Here is a 19,424-nt window from a genome sequence, read left to right as displayed (position 1 = left end):
TCTGTATTGAGTCGTATGACTAAGAAAATTTAACATTAAAAGGAGAAATGAATGATTCCTGTAGTTATTGAACAAACAAGTCGTGGAGAACGTTCCTATGATATTTACTCTCGCCTTCTGAAAGACCGCATCATCATGCTAACAGGTCCCGTTGAAGACAACATGGCCAACTCTGTTATCGCCCAATTACTTTTCTTGGATGCCCAAGACAGCACAAAAGATATTTACCTTTATGTAAATACTCCGGGTGGTTCTGTTTCAGCTGGTTTGGCAATCGTTGATACCATGAACTTTATCAAGGCAGATGTCCAAACAATCGTTATGGGGATGGCTGCATCCATGGGAACTGTCATTGCATCAAGTGGCGCAAAAGGCAAACGTTTCATGCTTCCAAATGCAGAGTACATGATTCACCAACCAATGGGTGGTACAGGTGGTGGTACCCAACAGACAGATATGGCAATCGCTGCAGAGCACTTACTTAAAACTCGTAAGACTTTGGAGCAAATTCTTGCAGATAACTCTGGTAAAACAGTTGAGCAAATTCATGTAGACGCAGAACGTGATTACTGGATGAGTGCCCAAGAAACACTTGAGTATGGTTTTATTGATGAAATCATGGCCAACAACTCTTTGAGCTAACCAACCTAAAAAGCAAACTCGACGGGGTTTGCTTTTTTTGGTATAATAGGGGAAGATTTCTTAGAAAGAGGATTCCTCATGTTTGAAAAAACAAATCGATCAGGATTAATCATCTATCTCTACTATAATCGGGATGCAAAAAAACTTCAGGAATACGGTGATATCTGTTACCATTCCAAAAAACATCGTTACTTGCAGCTCTATGTTCCAACTGAGGAGCTAGATGACTTAGTTGAGAGATTAGGTAAGGAAAGATATATCAAGAAAATTAGACGGTGTCACATTCAAGAGTTAGAAACTCCTTTTGTTGGGAATCTCTATCGAAATGAAGAAAACGTTATCATTTAAAAAAGTGAATAAAAAGGTTGACAATTTTCTGATAATTCGGTATATTCTTAACATACTATTTTGGAACAACATTATAAGGAGATTAAAAATGAAGAAAAAATTTGCCCTATCTTTTGTGGCCCTTGCTAGCGTAGCCCTTCTCGTTGCTTGTGGAGAGGTCAAATCAGGAGCCTCAAACGCTGCTGGTAACTCAGTCGATGAAAAGACAATTAAGATTGGATTTAATTTTGAAGAAACAGGTGCCGTAGCAGCCTACGGAACATCTGAACAAAAAGGGGCCCAACTTGCCGTTGATGAAATCAATGCAGCAGGTGGTATCGATGGAAAACAAATCGAAGTTGTAGACAAAGACAACAAGTCAGAAACTGCCGAAGCAGCTTCTGTTACAACGAACCTTGTAACCCAATCAAAGGTGGCAGCTATTGTAGGACCTGCGACATCTGGTGCAACTGCTGCAGCTGTAGCTAACGCTACCAAAGCAGGAGTGCCATTGATCTCACCAAGTGCTACTCAAGATGGATTGACTAAAGGTCAAGATTACCTATTTATCGGAACATTCCAAGATAGCTTCCAAGGGAAGATTATTTCAAACTATGTGACAAACAAATTGAATGCTAAGAAGGTTGTTCTTTATACTGACAATGCTAGTGACTATGCTAAAGGTATTGCTAAATCTTTCCGTGAAACCTACAAGGGTGAGATTGTAGCAGATGAAACGTTTGTAGCAGGTGATACAGACTTCCAAGCAGCCCTTACTAAAATGAAAGGGAAAGAGTTTGACGCTATCGTTGTCCCAGGCTACTACACAGAAGCAGGTAAAATCGTAAACCAAGCCCGTGGTATGGGAATTGATAAACCAATCGTTGGTGGTGATGGATTTAACGGTGAAGAATTTGTTCAACAAGCAACAGCTGAAAAAGCATCAAACATTTACTTCATCTCAGGATTCTCAACTACAGTTGATGTTTCTGAAAAAGCTAAAGCCTTCCTTGAAGCATACCGTACTAAATACAATGAAGAGCCTTCAACCTTCTCAGCCTTGGCCTATGACTCAGTTTACCTAGTAGCAAATGCTGCAAAAGGTGCTAAAAACTCAGGTGAAATCAAGGACAACCTTGCTAAAACCAAAGATTTTGATGGTGTAACTGGTCAAACAAGCTTTGATGCTGATCACAATACAGTGAAAACTGCTTACATGATGACTATGAACAATGGTAAAGTAGAAGCAGCAGAAGTTGTAAAACCATAACATTAGAATAGTAGTTGAAATAGGGAATGAGCCTTTGACTCACTCCCTGTTTCGGTGTTTATGAACTTGTGAAAATGATGAAAATTTTCTAAAAAATAACGATAGAAAAGAGTGAATGCTATGCTCCAACAACTTGTGAATGGTTTAATTCTGGGTAGTGTTTATGCACTTTTGGCCTTGGGTTATACCATGGTTTATGGAATTATCAAACTCATCAACTTCGCCCACGGTGATATTTATATGATAGGTGCCTTTATTGGTTACTTTTTGATTAATTCCTTCCAAATGGATTTCTTTTTAGCTTTGATTATTTCAATGGCAGGAACCGCACTACTTGGTGTTGTGATTGAATTTCTTGCCTACCGTCCTTTGCGACACTCTACACGCATTGCTGTATTGATTACTGCCATCGGGGTGTCTTTCCTACTGGAATACGGAATGGTTTATCTCGTGGGCGCCAATACTCGTGCCTTCCCTCAAGCAATTGAAACCGTCCGTTTTGATTTCGGGCCAATTAGCTTGACAAATGTTCAATTGATGATTTTAGCAGTTTCTGTACTCTTGATGGTTTTATTGCAATTGATAGTCCAAAAAACAAAAATGGGGAAAGCCATGCGTGCGGTATCAGTTGATAGTGATGCTGCTCAATTGATGGGAATTAATGTAAATCGTACAATCAGCTTTACCTTTGCTTTGGGTTCAGCCCTTGCTGGTGCAGCAGGTGTCCTCATTGCCCTTTACTACAACTCTCTTGAACCTTTGATGGGTGTGACTCCAGGTCTGAAATCATTCGTTGCGGCCGTACTCGGTGGTATCGGGATTATTCCTGGTGCAGCTCTAGGGGGATTTGTGATTGGCTTGTTGGAAACTTTTGCAACTGCCTTTGGTATGTCTGATTTCCGTGATGCCATCGTTTATGGAATCTTGCTTCTGATTCTGATTGTTCGACCTGCGGGTATCCTTGGTAAGAATGTGAAAGAGAAGGTGTAAACAATGAAGACAAATCTTAAAGTAAATATTCTCTGGTTATTCCTTCTGTTAGCGGGTTATGGATTAATTAGCGTACTGGTTTCTGCTGGTATTCTCAATCTATTCCATGTTCAAATTTTAGAACAAATTGGGATTAATATCATCCTTGCAGTAGGTCTGAACTTAATCGTTGGTTTTTCAGGACAATTCTCACTCGGCCATGCAGGCTTTATGGCGATTGGGGCTTATGCAGCAGCGATTATTGGTTCAAAATCACCAACCTATGGTGCCTTCTTTGGAGCAATGATCTTGGGTGCCTTGATTTCTGGTGCAGTCGCTTTGCTCGTTGGGATCCCAACACTACGCTTGAAGGGTGACTACCTGGCTGTTGCAACACTAGGTGTCTCAGAAATCATTCGTATCTTTATTATTAATGGTGGAAGTTTGACCAACGGTGCTGCTGGTATCTTGGGTATTCCAAACTTTACCAATTGGCAAATGGTTTATCTTTTTGTGGTGGTCACAACTATTGCAACTCTCAACTTCCTACGTAGTCCAATCGGACGCTCTACTCTATCTGTTCGTGAGGATGAGATTGCTGCAGAATCCGTTGGGGTAAACACTACAAAGATCAAGATTATCGCTTTTGTCTTTGGTGCCATTACAGCAAGTATTGCTGGTTCACTTCAGGCTGGTTTTATCGGATCTGTTGTGCCAAAAGATTACACCTTTATTAATTCCATCAACGTGTTGATTATCGTTGTATTTGGTGGACTTGGATCTATTACTGGTACCATCGTTTCAGCGATTGTTTTAGGAATTTTAAATATGCTCCTTCAGGATGTTGCTAGCGTACGTATGATCATCTACGCCTTGGCTCTTGTATTGGTGATGATTTTCAGACCAGGTGGACTTCTTGGGACATGGGAATTAAGTCTATCACGTTTCTTTAAAAAATCTAAGAAGGAGGGACAAAACTAATGGCACTACTTGAAGTTAAACAGTTAACCAAACATTTTGGCGGTCTAACAGCTGTTGGAGATGTCACTCTTGAATTGAACGAGGGAGAATTGGTTGGTCTGATTGGACCGAACGGGGCTGGTAAAACAACCCTTTTCAATCTCTTGACTGGTGTTTATGAACCAAGCGAAGGTACTGTGACATTAGATGGTCACCTCCTCAATGGGAAAACTCCCTATAAGATTGCTTCACTTGGACTCAGCCGTACTTTCCAAAATATTCGTTTGTTCAAGGACTTGACAGTTTTGGAAAATGTTTTGATTGCATTTAGTAATCATCATAAACAACATGTCCTTGCGAGCTTTCTACGTCTACCAGCTTTTTATAAGAATGAGGAAAAATTAAAAAGCAAAGCTTTGGACTTGCTGAAGATTTTTGATTTGGATAGTGACGCAGATACTCTTGCTAAGAATCTGGCCTATGGTCAACAACGTCGATTAGAAATCGTTCGTGCTCTGGCAACTGAACCTAAGATCCTCTTTTTGGATGAACCTGCAGCTGGTATGAATCCACAAGAAACAGCTGAATTGACAGAATTGATCCGTCGTATCAAAGATGAATTTAAAATTACCATCATGCTCATCGAACACGACATGAATTTGGTTATGGAAGTCACTGAGCGTATCTATGTTCTTGAATATGGTCGCTTGATTGCTCAGGGAACTCCTGACGAAATTAAGACGAATAAACGTGTTATCGAAGCTTATCTAGGAGGTGAAGCCTAATGTCTATGTTAAAAGTTGAAAACCTCTCTGTGCATTACGGTATGATCCAAGCAGTTCGTGATGTAAGTTTCGAGGTTAATGAAGGTGAAGTTGTTTCCTTGATAGGTGCCAATGGTGCTGGTAAAACAACCATTCTTCGTACCCTTTCAGGTTTGGTTCGTCCAAGTGCTGGTAAAATTCAGTTTTTAGGAAAAGAAATTCAAAAGTTGCCAGCTCAAAAAATCGTGGCAGGTGGCCTTTCACAAGTTCCTGAGGGACGCCATGTTTTCCCAGGCTTGACTGTTATGGAAAATCTAGAAATGGGAGCCTTTCTAAAGAAAAATCGTGAAGAAAATCAAGCTAACTTGAAAAAAGTTTTCTCACGCTTCCCTCGTCTGGAAGAACGTAAAAACCAAGATGCAGCAACTCTTTCAGGCGGTGAACAGCAGATGCTGGCTATGGGACGCGCTCTCATGTCTACACCTAAGCTCCTCCTCTTGGATGAGCCGTCAATGGGACTTGCCCCTATCTTTATACAAGAAATTTTTGATATCATTCAAGATATTCAGAAGCAAGGAACAACAGTTCTTCTAATTGAACAGAACGCTAACAAGGCCCTCGCTATCTCTGACCGTGGTTATGTCCTTGAAACAGGAAAGATTGTCCTATCAGGAACGGGAAAAGAACTCGCCTCATCAGAAGAAGTCAGAAAAGCATATCTAGGTGGCTAAAACAATCCAGTGGATTGTTTTAGTCGGCAGATAAGGATTGCGTAAGCAATTCTCCTCTAGTCTGGGAGACTAGTTTAGGTTGCGGATGGAGATTGCATAAGCAATTTCCCTATAGTCCGGGGGCGTTTCAATCGTTAGATGAAGATGGTCAAACAATCATCATATAACAGGGACTTACTTTCCTAATCATCAGATGATAAAATGTTCTGGAGCTCCAACTTAGGAGCTTTTTCGTTTATATTTGGATTTTGGAAATAAATGAAATGGTGTCTTAATTTTAACTAGATGATTTCGTGTTTGAATTGACAGTCCTTTTTGTTCATATTATAATATGGGTAAGTGGAAATTGAACAGGAGAACTGAGAAATGGTAACAGAAAAACAATTTAAACTTTTGCGTTTTATGTTGACACATAAAGAAAAGACCTTTACTCAGAGACAGTTAGCTGAAGAGCTAGATTTATCTTTAGGGACAGTTAACACATTGTTGAAAAAACTGAAAGAAGAGAAGTGGGTTGATGAGGAGCTTCACTTAACAGAACTAGGCCAGAAAGTTTTAGAGCCCTATCGAGTAGAAAATGCTATTATAATGGCTGCTGGAATGAGTAGTCGTTTTGCTCCTTTGTCTTATGAGATTCCTAAAGGATTGCTTCAAGTTAAGGGGGAACGCTTGATAGAGAGGGAAATCAGACAACTGCAAGAAGCAGGAATAGAAGATATAACCGTTATCGTAGGCTATCTTCAAGAAAAAATGTTCTATCTTGCTGAGAAATTTGGTGTAAAAATTGTAGTGAATAATGACTACTACAAATACAATAACTGTTCATCTCTCATGTTGGTTAAAAATCAACTTTCCAACACTTATATTTGTTCATCGGATAATTATTTTGTGGAAAATCCGTTTGAGCAATATATTTATAGAGGTTATTACTCGACCATATTTGCAGAAGGTCAAACGGACGAATATTGTGCTATAGAGGATTCGAATCACACGATCATTGATATCCAGATTGGTGGAGAAAATACTTGGGCCATGGTGGGGCACGTTTATTTCGACCGTGCATTTAGCGAGAAATTCAAGGAAGTTTTAGAAACCGAGTTTAAGCACGAACCTTATCGGGAACAGCTTTGGGAGGATTATTATAGTCGGCATGTCAAGGAACTCCTTTTAGAAGCTCGTCACTATTCAGCGGATATTGTTAAAGAATTTGATTCACTAGATGAACTTCGTCAATTTGATGAACGTTATTTGGTAAATGCAGATTCGGCCATTATTGATAATATCTGCAAGACATTAAAGTGTGTGGCTTCAGATATTGTCAATATTAAACCCCTAAAAGACGGTTTGACCAACACTTCGTTTTCATTTGACTGTCTAGGGAAAAAATATGTTTACCGACATCCGGGCAGGGGAACTGAAAATTATATCGATCGAGCTAGTGAAGCAGCTTCTATGGAAATTGCCGCAAAATTAAAGATTGACCGTACCTTTGTAGCTATGAACAAGGATGAGGGCTGGAAAATTTCAGAATTTATTCCCAATGCTAAGCAACTTGACTATGAAAATTGGGATGATGTGACAAAAGCAATGGACCTCTTGAGACGGTTGCACCAATCTGGAGAAAAAACGGGACATTCCTTTGACCAATTTGAGGGAATTGATGATTTTAGAGAAAAATTGAAGGCTAGAAATCGATTTGAGTTTGATGGTCTCGAGGAATTGGATGAAACTGTTTCAATTCTCAAAAACTATTTACAGAATGATCCGAAACAGGTTGTCCTTTGTCATGGAGATTCCTATAGTCCTAATTTTTTGTTAAATGAAGCAGGTGAAATGAGCTTGATTGATTGGGAATATTCTGGAATGGGAGAGCCAGCAGGAGATTTAGGAACCTTTATCGCTTGTTCCAATTATTCCGTAGAGGATGCTGAAAAAGTACTGGAATTGTATCTACAAGAAGTACCAGATAGGAAAACCAAACGTCACTACTTGGCTTATGTAGCAGTGACCTCATATTATTGGTTCTTGTGGGCTTTGTTCCAGGAGAGTGTCGGAAAACCAGTCGGTGAGTTTCTCTACATCTGGTATCGCTATACCAAACAATATGGACAACTGGCCCTTGACTTGTATTTGGAGGAAAACTAAGATGAAAACGACATCCGAAATTGAAGAATTAGTAGCAGCTGAAACAAAGAGAAGATTGGAAGAAATGGAGTCACCAAACTACGAGTTTGTTCAACCCTTCCTAAAAAGTGATTTCATTTTAATCATCTCCATAGTCCTAATCAACCTTGTTTTGATTATCTTAGCAATGACGGGAGGAATTCAATAACATGTCTAAAATGAATGACTATATCCAACAAGAAACCATAACAGGAATTGTCCCCATGACCAATAAGGATCGTCAGTATTCTTTTTGGGATCTATTTCTATCGACAAGTGGTTTTGCCATTGCTACTTGGTGTTACACCCAAGGGGCTTATGTAGCTCAATATTTGACCTTTAATCAAATGTTGATAAATATTTTTAGCTTTAACATTATCTGGGTCTTTATTGAATGTCTTCCTATTTTGTTTGCGGTTAAGTATGGAATTGATTTGTGGATTTGGTTGAGAGCTGTTCTAGGAAAAAGAGGTGTAGCCCTGTTATCAACCATTATTAGCTTGGCTAACTTTGGCTGGTATGCTGTTGCGGCCAATCTTTTTGCCAGTTCCATGATCCATTTGGCAAATAATTTTGGTCTTGGTTTGGGCAAGGGAGTATGGGCACCTATTCTTGGTACCCTCTGTGTTCTGCTTGGGACTCTCATCGCTCTTGGAGGCCCGGAAGTGATTAAATGGACCAATCGCTTCTTGGTTATCGCCTTGTTGATTGTCGGTCTGATCATCGTTGGAATCTGCTTTGTCGCTGTTCCTATAACTGATATTATGAATATCCAACCAGCCACTCAAGGAGATTTGACGCCATTAGAACGCTTCATGCTCTCTGGAGAAGGAAATGTTGCCTTCGCTTTTTCTTGGTCTACACAGGCGTTGGTTTTACCGCGTTTGGCAAAATCAGAACGCAGTGGTTATTGGGCTACAGCCTTATCATACGGAGTTGTGGCTCCATTCTTCGTTGCGACAGGTGGAGTCATGGCTCTAGCCATGTTTGTCAAAACAGGTGTTTATGAAAGTGATCCAACAACCATGCTATCAACTCTAAGCACCCCAGCCTTTGCTCTCTTAAGTCTCCTACTAGTAGCCTTTGCCAATATTGGAACCCAGGGGACAGGATCGTATGTGAACTGTATGATTGTAAAAAGTGGGATGCCCAAAGTAAGCTATAAACTAATGGTTTGGATTGCCATGGTTTACGTGAGTCTACTCACTATCTGGGGAGGAGTAGAAGAGTATTTCGGATCCTTCATCTCCCTAGCCGCCTATATCCAGGGACCAATTATTGGTATGATAGTTGTCGATTATTTTATCTTAAGAAAACGAAAACTCGACTTGCGTTCAGCCTATTTCCTTGAAGAGCATGACGCCTACGAATTTACTAAAGGATTTAACTTAGTTGGCTTGTCTTGCGTATTTATCTCCTTATTGGTAGCGGTACTTTTTGTCTACAACCCTGTAACTGCACAAATTCAAAGTCCAATCTTTTTAATCACAACGGGTAGTGGTTTTACGGCGATATTCGGTGGCCTATTATACTGGCTAGCTAGTCTTACCCCATTGAGACATTATATGATGAAAGATCGAGATACAATTACGATTTAAGAAGAGAGGGGACTAAGGTTCCCTCTTATTTTATACTATTTTATACTGGCATTTTATGCAAACTTATCAGATTGTTCAAAATCTTGAAAAAGAGATGAAAGCGTTTGATAGATTTTCTAAGAAAGTGTATAATAAAAGTAGCAATATAGAAGGAGAAGTCCCATGGCAGTTAAAGATTTCATGACCCGTAAGGTAGTTTATATCAGTCCAGATACGACTGTAGCACACGCAGCAGATTTGATGCGCGAGCAAGGTTTGCACCGTTTACCTGTTATCGAAAACGATCAATTAGTCGGATTGGTAACAGAAGGAACCATTGCGGAAGCCAGCCCATCTAAAGCAACCAGTCTCTCTATCTATGAGATGAATTATCTTCTGAATAAAACCAAAGTAAAAGATGTAATGATTCGAGATGTCGTGACTGTTTCTGGCTATGCAAGTCTAGAAGATGCGACCTACCTGATGCTGAAAAATAAAATTGGGATATTACCAGTCGTAGACAATCATCAGGTCTACGGCGTAATTACAGACCGCGATGTTTTTCAGGCTTTCTTGGAAATCGCCGGATACGGAGAAGAGGGTATTCGTGTTCGTTTCATTACAGAAAATGAAGTAGGAGTACTGGGAAAAATTGTAGCTCTAATCGTAGAAGAAAATCTAAATATCTCGCACACAGTTAATATTCCGCGTAAGGATGGGAAGGTCGTCATTGAAGTTCAAATTGATGGAAAAATCGATTTGACTTCATTAAAGGATAAGTTTGAAAAAGAAGGAATTCAAGTGGAGGAGATCACTCATACCTCTGCCAAAGTCCTTTAAACCAGAGGCTTTAGGGCCTCTTTTTTCTGCCACAAAAAGCGGTGAAAAGCAAAATATGGAAAGAAATGAGAGATTATGGTATAATAAAACGATATGAAAAGGAGTATCTATGGACATTTCAGAAATTCGTCAAAAAATTGACGCAAATCGTGAAAAATTAGCTTCTTTCAGGGGGTCTCTTTGACCTCGAAGGCTTAGAGGAAGAGATTGCCATCTTGGAAAACAAGATGACAGAACCTGATTTTTGGAACGATAATATCGCGGCCCAAAAAACGTCGCAAGAATTAAATGAATTAAAAAATACCTACAATACCTTCCGTAAAATGGAAGAGTTGCAGGATGAAGTTGAGATTTTATTGGACTTCTTAGCAGAAGACGAGTCAGTCCATGATGAACTGGTCGAGCAGCTAACCGAGTTGGATAAGATGATGGCCAACTACGAGATGACCCTTCTCTTGTCAGAACCTTATGACCATAATAATGCCATCTTGGAAATTCATCCAGGATCTGGTGGTACTGAGGCTCAGGACTGGGGTGATATGTTGCTTCGCATGTACACTCGTTATGGAAATGCCAAAGGCTTTAAAGTAGAAGTTTTGGATTATCAGGCAGGTGATGAAGCAGGTATCAAGTCTGTGACCTTGTTTTTTGAAGGACCGAATGCTTATGGCCTACTTAAATCAGAAATGGGTGTTCACCGTTTGGTTCGTATTTCACCATTTGACTCTGCCAAACGTCGCCATACTTCATTTACATCCGTAGAGGTTATGCCTGAACTGGATGATACTATCGAAGTGGAGATTCGTGAAGATGATATCAAAATGGATACCTTCCGTTCAGGTGGTGCTGGTGGACAAAACGTCAATAAAGTTTCAACAGGTGTGCGTTTGACACACATTCCTACAGGAACTGTCGTCCAATCAACGGTCGATCGTACCCAGTATGGAAATAGAGATCGTGCCATGAAGATGTTGCAGGCTAAACTCTATCAGATGGAGCAAGAAAAGAAAGCTGCGGAAGTTGATTCCCTCAAAGGTGAGAAAAAAGAAATTACATGGGGAAGTCAGATTCGTTCTTATGTCTTCACACCTTATACTATGGTAAAAGATCACCGTACAAGCTTTGAAGTTTCCCAAGTAGATAAGGTTATGGATGGAGACCTTGATGGTTTCATCGATGCCTATCTCAAGTGGCGAATTAGCTAAGAAAGAAAGGAACTCATATGTCAATCATTGAAATGAGAGATGTTGTCAAAAAGTATGACAATGGAACGACTGCCCTGCGTGGTGTCTCTGTTACCATTGAACCAGGAGAGTTTGCCTATATCGTAGGACCTTCTGGGGCAGGTAAGTCAACCTTTATTCGAGCTTTATACCGAGAAGTAAAGATCGAAAAAGGAAGCCTATCAGTTGCAGGCTTTAATCTAGTTAAAATCAAGAAGAAAGATATCCCGCTTCTACGTCGTAGTGTCGGGGTTGTCTTTCAAGATTACAAACTCTTGCCTAAGAAAACGGTTTATGAGAATATTGCCTACGCAATGGAAGTTATCGGAGAGAATCGCCGTAACATCAAAAAACGTGTTATGGAAGTATTGGACCTAGTAGGTTTAAAACACAAGGTTCGTTCTTTCCCGAATGAACTCTCAGGTGGAGAACAGCAACGGATTGCGATTGCCCGTGCGATTGTCAACAATCCTAAAGTATTGATTGCTGATGAACCAACAGGAAACTTGGACCCAGATAATTCGTGGGAAATTATGAATCTGTTGGAACGCATCAATCTTCAAGGTACAACTGTTTTGATGGCGACCCACAACAGCCAAATCGTAAATACCTTGCGCCACCGTGTCATTGCCATTGAAAATGGCCGTGTCGTTCGTGACGAAGCTAAAGGAGAATATGGATACGATGATTAGTAGATTTTTTCGCCATTTATTTGAATCATTAAAAAGTTTAAAACGAAATGGCTGGATGACAGTAGCAGCAGTGAGTTCGGTTATGATTACCTTAACACTCGTTGCCTTGTTTGCATCTGTAATTTTTAATACAGCAAAACTGGCTACCGATATTGAAAACAACGTTCGTGTTATGGTCTACATTCGTAAGGATGTAGCAGATAACAGTGAAACGATTGAAAAAGAAGGTCAGACAGTTACCAATAATGACTACCACAAGGTCTATGATGCTTTGAAGGCGATGCCTGCTGTAAAAAGTGTTACCTTCTCAAGTAAAGAAGAACAATACGAGAAACTGACGGAAACCATGGGTGACGATTGGAAGGTCTTTGAAGGGGATGCAAATCCTCTCTATGATGCCTATATCGTCGATACAAATTCTCCAAGTGATGTTAAAACAGTAGCTGAAGAAGCGAAGAAAATTGAGGGAGTATCAGAAGTTCAAGATGGTGGAGCCAACACTCAACGACTTTTCGAACTGGCTTCCTTTATCCGTGTTTGGGGATTGGTTATTGCAGGACTCTTGATTTTTATCGCAGTCTTCCTCATTTCCAATACCATCCGTATTACCATTATTTCACGTAGTCGTGAGATTCAGATCATGCGTCTTGTTGGAGCGAGAAATGGTTATATCCGTGGCCCATTCTTGCTAGAAGGTGCTTTTATTGGCTTGCTTGGCGCAGCGATTCCCTCAGTTCTTGTATTCTTTGTTTACAATATCGTTTATCAATCGGTCAATAAATCCTTGGTAGGTCAAAACTTATCAATGATTACGCCAGATGTGTTTGTCCCTTTGATGACAGTTCTACTATTTGTAATCGGAATTTTCATTGGTTCAATTGGTTCAGGAATTTCGATGCGTCGATTCTTGAAAATCTAATTGGATATAAATGCAAATTGCAGAACAAATCAGAAAAATGATACATTTTTAAAAGAGAAGTTTTCGTAAACTTCTCTTTTTTCTTCTAAAAATTAAAAAAAGTAGACAATTTTTTTATAAAAGCCTTTACAAAAAAAATAAAGTGGTATAATTGAATTATAAATAAGTGCAAACGTTTTCGTAAAACGTTTGCCTAAAAAATATAAAGGAGATTTGAATGATGAAAGATACATTCAAAAATGTCTTGTCTTTCGAATTTTGGCAAAAATTCGGTAAGGCATTGATGGTGGTTATCGCTGTTATGCCAGCGGCTGGATTGATGATTTCAATCGGTAAGTCGCTTGCATTGATTGACCCAAATCTTGCCCCACTTGTTATTACAGGTGGAATTCTTGAGCAAATCGGTTGGGGAGTTATCGGTAACCTTCATATTTTGTTTGCTCTTGCTATCGGTGGTAGCTGGGCTAAAGAACGTGCAGGCGGTGCATTTGCAGCAGGACTTGCCTTTATCTTAATCAACCGTATCACTGGTACTATCTTTGGAGTTACAAGTGATATGCTGAAAAACCCTGAGGCTATGGTCACTACCCTCTTTGGAGGCTCAATCAAAGTTTCTGATTACTTCATCAGTGTTCTTGAAGCACCAGCATTGAACATGGGTGTTTTTGTAGGGATTATCTCTGGTTTTGTAGGGGCAACTGCCTTTAACAAATACTACAACTACCGTAAACTTCCTGATGCGCTTTCATTCTTCAATGGGAAACGCTTCGTACCATTCGTTGTCATCCTTCGTTCAGCTATTGCAGCAATTGTACTTGCAGCTTTCTGGCCAGTTGTTCAAACAGGTATCAACAACTTTGGTATCTGGATTGCCAATTCACAAGAAACAGCACCTGTTCTTGCACCATTCTTGTATGGTACTTTGGAACGTTTGCTCTTGCCATTTGGTCTTCACCACATGTTGACTATCCCAATGAACTATACAGCTCTTGGTGGTACTTATGACATTTTAACTGGTGCAGCTAAAGGTACTCAAGTATTCGGTCAAGACCCACTATGGCTTGCATGGGTAACAGACCTTGTAAACCTTAAAGGTACTGATGCTAGTCAATACCAACACTTGTTAGATACTGTTCACCCAGCTCGTTTCAAAGTTGGTCAAATGATCGGTTCATTCGGTATCTTGATGGGTGTCATCGTTGCTATCTACCGCAATGTTGAAGCAGACAAGAAACACCAATACAAAGGAATGATGATTGCAACAGCTCTTGCAACTTTCTTGACAGGGGTTACTGAACCAATCGAATACATGTTCATGTTTGTTGCAACACCTCTTTATCTTGTATATTCTGTTGTTCAAGGTGCTGCCTTCGCTATGGCTGATATTGTTCACCTTCGTGTGCACTCATTCGGTTCAATTGAATTCTTGACTCGTACTCCGCTAGCTATCAACGCTGGTCTTGGTATGGATATCATTAACTTTATCTGGGTAACTGTCCTCTTTGCAGTCATCATGTACTTCATTGCCAACTTCATGATTAAGAAATTCAACTATGCAACTCCAGGACGTAACGGAAACTATGAAACTGCTGAAGGAGCATCAGAAGATGCAACTCCAGGAGAAACAAAAGTTGCAGCAGCTTCTCAAGCTGTAAATATCATTAACCTTCTTGGTGGTCGTGCAAACATCGTAGATGTAGATGCATGTATGACTCGTCTTCGTGTAACTGTTAAGGATGCAGATCGTGTTGGTACTGAGGAACAATGGAAAGCAGAAGGCGCTATGGGTCTTGTCATGAAAGGACAAGGTGTCCAAGCTATCTACGGACCAAAAGCTGACGTATTGAAATCTGATATCCAAGACATCCTTGACTCAGGTGAAGTAATTCCTGAAACTCTTCCAAGCCAAATGACAGAAGCTCAAAAAAATACTGTACATTTTAAAGGTGTAACTGAGGAAGTTTACTCAGTAGCTGACGGTCAAGTTATTGCCTTGGAACAAGTGAAAGATCCAGTCTTTGCTCAAAAAATGATGGGTGATGGTTTTGCAGTAGAACCAGCAAATGGAAACATTGTATCTCCAGTTACAGGTACTGTATCAAGTATCTTCCCAACAAAACATGCACTTGGACTTGTTACTGAATCAGGTCTTGAAGTACTTGTTCATATTGGTTTGGATACTGTAAGCCTTGAAGGAAAACCATTTACTGTTCACGTTTCTGAAGGACAAAAGGTTGCAGCAGGTGATCTTCTTGTTACAGCTGACTTGGATGCTATCCGTGCAGCAGGTCGTGAAACATCAACAGTGGTTGTCTTTACAAATGGTGATGCTATCAAATCAGTTAAATTAGAACAAACAGGTTCTCTTGCAGCTAAAACAGCAGTTGCTAAAGTAGAATTGTAATATACTCGAGGTTGGAAGCTGTTTTCCAACCTCTTGTTTTAGGAGAAAAGCATGAAATTTTTAACACTCAATACTCATAGTTGGATGGAAAAAGAAGCAGAGGAAAAATTCCAGCTCTTGCTCCAAGATATTCTTGACAAAGATTATGATTTGATCTGTTTTCAAGAAATTAATCAAGAAATGACTTCGCCGGAGGTAGAGGTTAACAATCACTATCAAGCTTTGCCATCAGCAGAACCTATTCATCAGGATCACTATGTACGACTTCTGGTTGAAAAATTGGCTGAGAAAGGGAAAAACTACTACTGGACTTGGGCTTATAATCATATTGGCTATGACCGCTACCATGAAGGTGTAGCTATCTTATCCAAAACACCTATTAAGGCGCGTGAGATTTTAGTATCAGATGTAGATGATCCAACGGACTACCATACTCGCCGTGTTGTCTTAACTGAGACAGAGGTTGAAGGCAAAGAACTTGCAGTTGCAAGTGTCCATCTCTCTTGGTGGGATAAAGGTTTCCAAGAAGAATGGGCACGATTTGAGGCTGTATTAAAAGAGTTGAACAAACCTCTGATTTTAGCAGGTGATTTTAATAATCCAGCTGGTCAGGAAGGCTATCAAGCGATTTTAGCTAGCCCATTAGGATTACAAGACGCGTTGGAAGTTGCGAAAGAAAGAAGTGGTAGCTATACCGTTCCACCAGAAATTGATGGCTGGAAAGGCAATACCGAACCACTACGAATCGACTATGTCTTTACGACAAAAGACTTAGAAGTGGAAAGTTTGCATGTAGTTTTTGATGGCCAAAATGGTCCACAAGTCAGTGACCACTATGGTTTGAATGCTGTATTGACCTGGAAATAATGAAAGAGGTTGGAATCAGAGGTTCCAACCTTTTAAGCTACTTGAATCTTTAATACAGGACTGAGATTCAAATGAAGCTACTGAAATAGGACAAAATATGGTATAATTGAAAGGATAGAATCGAGGATAGTATGTCATTTAAGAAATTTCAATTTAAAAATTATATAGCAGAAGCCTTGGAGGAGTTGAAGTTTACGACTCCTACCGAAGTTCAGGAAAAGTTGATTCCTATTGTCTTGGCAGGTCGTGACTTGGTGGGCGAGTCAAAAACAGGTTCAGGAAAGACCCACACTTTCTTACTGCCCATTTTTCAGCAATTAGATGAAACTAGCGATAGTGTGCAGGCGGTCATTACTGCACCAAGTCGTGAGTTGGCTACTCAAATTTACCAAGCAGCTCGTCAGATTGCAGCTCACTCAGATGTCGAAGTTCGTGTGGTTAATTATGTGGGTGGTACGGATAAGGCGCGTCAGATTGAAAAACTTGCCAGCAACCAACCACATATCGTTATCGGAACGCCAGGTCGTATCTATGACTTGGTCAAATCTGGTGATTTAGCTATTCACAAGGCTAAGATATTTGTAGTTGATGAAGCCGATATGACCTTGGATATGGGATTCTTGGAAACCGTTGATAAGATTGCAGGGAGCCTTCCAAAAGACTTGCAATTCATGGTCTTTTCAGCGACAATTCCACAAAAATTGCAACCGTTCTTGAAAAAATACTTGTCAAATCCTGTCATGGAGAAAATCAAGACTAAAACAGTCATTTCTGATACCATTGATAACTGGTTGATTTCGACCAAGGGCCGCGATAAGAATGCTCAGATTTATGAATTGACTCAGTTGATGCAGCCTTATTTGGCAATGATCTTTGTTAACACAAAAACGCGTGCTGATGAGTTATATGCCTACTTGACTGCTCAAGGATTGAAGGTAGCAAAGATTCATGGAGATATTGCCCCTCGTGAACGCAAGCGGATCATGAATCAGGTGAAAAATCTTGATTTTGAGTATATTGTCGCAACGGACTTGGCAGCGCGTGGAATTGACATTGAAGGTGTCAGCCATGTTATCAATGACGCCATTCCGCAAGACTTGTCCTTCTTTGTTCACCGTGTTGGACGAACTGGGCGCAACGGACTGTCTGGTACGGCTATTACCCTTTACCAGCCTAGTGATGACTCGGATATCCGTGAGTTGGAAAAATTAGGTATCAAGTTTACTCCTAAGATGGTCAAAGACGGAGAGTTTCAAGATACCTATGACCGTGATCGTCGTGCCAATCGTGAAAAGAAGCAGGATAAGCTTGATATCGAAATGATTGGCTTGGTCAAGAAGAAAAAGAAAAAAGTCAAACCAGGCTACAAGAAGAAGATTCAATGGGCGGTGGATGAAAAACGTCGCAAAACCAAGCGTGCTGAAAATCGTGCTCGTGGCCGTGCCGAGCGTAAAGCCAAACGCCAAACATTTTAAGGACAAAATTGGAGCTGCATAGCTCCTTTTTTTAACTTCTTTTAATGAATTTTCAAAAACACTGCAAAAAAAAGTAAAAAGTGGTATAATGATAAGGTTATATAGTCCCGATAAGATGGTAGAAATATCTATCAGTACTTTGTAACTCGCAAAGAATGATGGCTCCAAAGTCGCTCGTCATTCTACGGTTGCCGCTATCATGCGGTCACCCTATGCGCCTTACTAGCTTCAGAAATAAAAAAGTATCGTTTTTATTTCTTTCGCGTCGTAACTCTTAGACAATAGAAAATTTCTATCAGTACTTTGTAACTCTATAACAATATTTTTTAAGGGGGGACATTTTTATGTCAGAACGTAAATTATTCACGTCTGAATCTGTATCTGAGGGGCATCCGGATAAGATTGCAGACCAAATTTCAGATGCGATTTTGGATGCTATTTTAGCAAAGGATCCAGAGGCGCACGTTGCTGCTGAGACAGCTGTATACACTGGTTCTGTCCATGTTTTTGGTGAAATTTCTACAAATGCTTATGTGGATATCAACCGTGTGGTTCGTGATACCATTGCAGAGATTGGTTATACGAATGCAGAATATGGTTTTTCTGCGGAAACAGTTGGAGTTCATCCATCGCTTGTTGAGCAGTCGCCGGATATCGCCCAAGGTGTTAACGAAGCCTTGGAAGTCCGTGGAAGTGCAGATCAAGATCCGCTTGACTTGATTGGTGCTGGTGACCAAGGTCTCATGTTTGGATTTGCAGTGGATGAGACAGAAGAACTCATGCCATTGCCAATCTCACTCAGCCACAAGTTGGTTCGTCGTTTGGCAGAACTTCGTAAGTCTGGTGAAATCAGTTATCTTCGTCCAGATGCCAAATCACAAGTTACAGTTGAGTACGATGAAAATGATCGTCCAGTACGTGTGGACACAGTCGTTATTTCAACTCAGCACGATCCAGAAGCTACTAATGAACAAATCCATCAAGATGTGATTAACAAGGTTATCAAAGAAGTTATTCCAGCTTCTTACTTGGATGAGCAAACAAAATTCTTCATCAATCCGACTGGCCGCTTTGTAATCGGTGGACCTCAAGGAGACTCAGGTTTGACTGGTCGTAAGATCATCGTGGATACCTATGGTGGCTATTCTCGTCATGGTGGCGGTGCCTTCTCTGGTAAGGATGCGACTAAGGTGGATCGTTCTGCGTCATATGCAGCTCGCTACATTGCCAAGAATATCGTGGCAGCAGGTCTTGCTAAGAAAGTAGAAGTGCAATTGGCCTATGCCATCGGTGTGGCACAGCCTGTTTCTGTTCGTATCGATACTTTCGGTACAGGAACAGTAGCTGAAAGCAAACTTGAAAAAGCAGCGCGTCAAACCTTTGATCTTCGCCCTGCAGGAATTATCCAAATGCTGGATCTTAAACGTCCAATTTACCGTCAAACAGCGGCTTATGGACACATGGGACGTACAGATATTGACCTTCCATGGGAACGTTTGGACAAGGTAGAGGCTTTGAAAGAAGCTGTGAAATAAAATAAAAAAGATTGGTAGTACACAACTACCAATCTTTTTTGCAAGTGAAAACCAGCTTAAAAGCTG

Annotated in this window: 18 protein-coding genes; all 18 read left to right on the top strand. The window is 40.4% G+C overall.

The genetic code is table 11. The features are described from left to right. The first annotated feature begins 51 nt into the window (after positions 1-51). The 18 genes from clpP to metK all read left to right on the top strand — a co-directional run bounded on the left by clpP (position 52) and on the right by metK (position 19,358). A complete protein-coding gene (gene clpP, locus HMPREF9189_RS08075) occupies positions 52-642 on the top strand; it encodes an ATP-dependent Clp protease proteolytic subunit ClpP (protein WP_000613469.1) in 591 nt (196 codons plus the stop codon). Between the two features lie 78 nt (positions 643-720). Then, positions 721-990 carry a YlbG family protein gene (locus HMPREF9189_RS08070; RefSeq protein WP_000462108.1) on the top strand — a complete coding sequence of 90 codons (270 nt, stop codon included), beginning with the start codon at positions 721-723 and terminating at the stop codon, positions 988-990. A gap of 88 nt (positions 991-1,078) precedes the next feature. Continuing rightward, on the top strand, positions 1,079-2,239 hold the full coding sequence (locus HMPREF9189_RS08065; protein ID WP_000726155.1) for an ABC transporter substrate-binding protein: 1,161 nt from the start codon (positions 1,079-1,081) through the stop codon (positions 2,237-2,239). A gap of 120 nt (positions 2,240-2,359) precedes the next feature. Next, the gene (locus tag HMPREF9189_RS08060) at positions 2,360-3,229 is read left to right on the top strand and encodes a branched-chain amino acid ABC transporter permease (RefSeq protein WP_000941407.1); all 870 of its coding nucleotides are present in this window, start codon (positions 2,360-2,362) and stop codon (positions 3,227-3,229) included. 3 nt (positions 3,230-3,232) lie between these two features. Further along, positions 3,233-4,189: a branched-chain amino acid ABC transporter permease gene (locus HMPREF9189_RS08055; RefSeq protein WP_000856254.1), complete on the top strand. Its 957-nt coding sequence runs from the start codon at positions 3,233-3,235 to the stop codon at positions 4,187-4,189. Beyond that, a complete protein-coding gene (locus HMPREF9189_RS08050) occupies positions 4,189-4,953 on the top strand; it encodes an ABC transporter ATP-binding protein (RefSeq protein WP_001186021.1) in 765 nt (254 codons plus the stop codon). Before HMPREF9189_RS08055 ends, HMPREF9189_RS08050 begins: the two co-directional genes overlap by 1 nt. After that, a complete protein-coding gene (locus HMPREF9189_RS08045; protein WP_000062209.1) occupies positions 4,953-5,663 on the top strand; it encodes an ABC transporter ATP-binding protein in 711 nt (236 codons plus the stop codon). Before HMPREF9189_RS08050 ends, HMPREF9189_RS08045 begins: the two co-directional genes overlap by 1 nt. A gap of 366 nt (positions 5,664-6,029) precedes the next feature. Further along, positions 6,030-7,808, top strand: a complete 1,779-nt coding sequence (locus HMPREF9189_RS08040; RefSeq protein WP_000255711.1) for a phosphotransferase — start codon at positions 6,030-6,032, stop codon at positions 7,806-7,808. A 1-nt stretch (position 7,809) separates the two neighbouring features. After that, positions 7,810-7,995, top strand: a complete 186-nt coding sequence (locus HMPREF9189_RS08035; RefSeq protein ID WP_000859101.1) for a hypothetical protein — start codon at positions 7,810-7,812, stop codon at positions 7,993-7,995. Between the two features lies 1 nt (position 7,996). After that, positions 7,997-9,424: a cytosine permease gene (locus HMPREF9189_RS08030; protein WP_000041472.1), complete on the top strand. Its 1,428-nt coding sequence runs from the start codon at positions 7,997-7,999 to the stop codon at positions 9,422-9,424. A gap of 162 nt (positions 9,425-9,586) precedes the next feature. Continuing rightward, a complete protein-coding gene (locus tag HMPREF9189_RS08025; protein ID WP_000268646.1) occupies positions 9,587-10,243 on the top strand; it encodes a CBS domain-containing protein in 657 nt (218 codons plus the stop codon). A 109-nt stretch (positions 10,244-10,352) separates the two neighbouring features. Continuing rightward, positions 10,353-11,448, top strand: a protein-coding gene (gene prfB, locus HMPREF9189_RS08020) for a peptide chain release factor 2 (RefSeq protein WP_141553778.1) whose coding sequence is annotated in 2 segments (ribosomal slippage) — positions 10,353-10,424 and positions 10,426-11,448 — 1,095 coding nt in all. Because the reading frame shifts where the segments join, the coding sequence is not laid out codon by codon here. 17 nt (positions 11,449-11,465) lie between these two features. After that, on the top strand, positions 11,466-12,158 hold the full coding sequence (gene ftsE / locus HMPREF9189_RS08015) for a cell division ATP-binding protein FtsE (protein ID WP_000022271.1): 693 nt from the start codon (positions 11,466-11,468) through the stop codon (positions 12,156-12,158). Next, positions 12,151-13,077 carry a permease-like cell division protein FtsX gene (gene ftsX, locus HMPREF9189_RS08010; protein ID WP_000625557.1) on the top strand — a complete coding sequence of 309 codons (927 nt, stop codon included), beginning with the start codon at positions 12,151-12,153 and terminating at the stop codon, positions 13,075-13,077. The genes ftsE and ftsX overlap by 8 nt, the downstream gene beginning before the upstream one ends. Before the next feature lie 217 nt (positions 13,078-13,294). Beyond that, on the top strand, positions 13,295-15,481 hold the full coding sequence (locus tag HMPREF9189_RS08005) for a PTS transporter subunit IIBC (RefSeq protein ID WP_000974084.1): 2,187 nt from the start codon (positions 13,295-13,297) through the stop codon (positions 15,479-15,481). A 51-nt stretch (positions 15,482-15,532) separates the two neighbouring features. Continuing rightward, positions 15,533-16,348, top strand: a complete 816-nt coding sequence (locus HMPREF9189_RS08000) for an endonuclease/exonuclease/phosphatase family protein (protein WP_000670867.1) — start codon at positions 15,533-15,535, stop codon at positions 16,346-16,348. Positions 16,349-16,479: 131 nt separating this feature from the next. Next, positions 16,480-17,823: a DEAD/DEAH box helicase gene (locus HMPREF9189_RS07995; protein WP_000008638.1), complete on the top strand. Its 1,344-nt coding sequence runs from the start codon at positions 16,480-16,482 to the stop codon at positions 17,821-17,823. A 344-nt stretch (positions 17,824-18,167) separates the two neighbouring features. Further along, entirely contained in the window at positions 18,168-19,358 is a 1,191-nt protein-coding gene (metK, locus tag HMPREF9189_RS07990) for a methionine adenosyltransferase (RefSeq protein WP_000003926.1), read from the top strand. Positions 19,359-19,424: the final 66 nt, after the last annotated feature.

Origin of the sequence: Streptococcus sp. oral taxon 071 str. 73H25AP (genome assembly GCF_000146755.1) — a bacterium.
GTDB lineage: Bacteria > Bacillota > Bacilli > Lactobacillales > Streptococcaceae > Streptococcus > Streptococcus oralis_T.
This window is presented reverse-complemented; position numbering and strand designations above follow the sequence as displayed.

Excerpts from the sequence above, each read along its gene's own strand:
- clpP (WP_000613469.1), top strand. The coding sequence starts at position 52 with ATGATTCCTGTAGTTATTGAACAAACAAGTCGTGGAGAACGTTCCTAT.
- HMPREF9189_RS08070 (WP_000462108.1), top strand. The coding sequence starts at position 721 with ATGTTTGAAAAAACAAATCGATCAGGATTAATCATCTATCTCTACTAT.
- HMPREF9189_RS08065 (WP_000726155.1), top strand. The coding sequence starts at position 1,079 with ATGAAGAAAAAATTTGCCCTATCTTTTGTGGCCCTTGCTAGCGTAGCC.
- HMPREF9189_RS08060 (WP_000941407.1), top strand. The coding sequence starts at position 2,360 with ATGCTCCAACAACTTGTGAATGGTTTAATTCTGGGTAGTGTTTATGCA.
- HMPREF9189_RS08055 (WP_000856254.1), top strand. The coding sequence starts at position 3,233 with ATGAAGACAAATCTTAAAGTAAATATTCTCTGGTTATTCCTTCTGTTA.
- HMPREF9189_RS08050 (WP_001186021.1), top strand. The coding sequence starts at position 4,189 with ATGGCACTACTTGAAGTTAAACAGTTAACCAAACATTTTGGCGGTCTA.
- HMPREF9189_RS08045 (WP_000062209.1), top strand. The coding sequence starts at position 4,953 with ATGTCTATGTTAAAAGTTGAAAACCTCTCTGTGCATTACGGTATGATC.
- HMPREF9189_RS08040 (WP_000255711.1), top strand. The coding sequence starts at position 6,030 with ATGGTAACAGAAAAACAATTTAAACTTTTGCGTTTTATGTTGACACAT.
- HMPREF9189_RS08035 (WP_000859101.1), top strand. The coding sequence starts at position 7,810 with ATGAAAACGACATCCGAAATTGAAGAATTAGTAGCAGCTGAAACAAAG.
- HMPREF9189_RS08030 (WP_000041472.1), top strand. The coding sequence starts at position 7,997 with ATGTCTAAAATGAATGACTATATCCAACAAGAAACCATAACAGGAATT.
- HMPREF9189_RS08025 (WP_000268646.1), top strand. The coding sequence starts at position 9,587 with ATGGCAGTTAAAGATTTCATGACCCGTAAGGTAGTTTATATCAGTCCA.
- ftsE (WP_000022271.1), top strand. The coding sequence starts at position 11,466 with ATGTCAATCATTGAAATGAGAGATGTTGTCAAAAAGTATGACAATGGA.
- ftsX (WP_000625557.1), top strand. The coding sequence starts at position 12,151 with ATGATTAGTAGATTTTTTCGCCATTTATTTGAATCATTAAAAAGTTTA.
- HMPREF9189_RS08005 (WP_000974084.1), top strand. The coding sequence starts at position 13,295 with ATGATGAAAGATACATTCAAAAATGTCTTGTCTTTCGAATTTTGGCAA.
- HMPREF9189_RS08000 (WP_000670867.1), top strand. The coding sequence starts at position 15,533 with ATGAAATTTTTAACACTCAATACTCATAGTTGGATGGAAAAAGAAGCA.
- HMPREF9189_RS07995 (WP_000008638.1), top strand. The coding sequence starts at position 16,480 with ATGTCATTTAAGAAATTTCAATTTAAAAATTATATAGCAGAAGCCTTG.
- metK (WP_000003926.1), top strand. The coding sequence starts at position 18,168 with ATGTCAGAACGTAAATTATTCACGTCTGAATCTGTATCTGAGGGGCAT.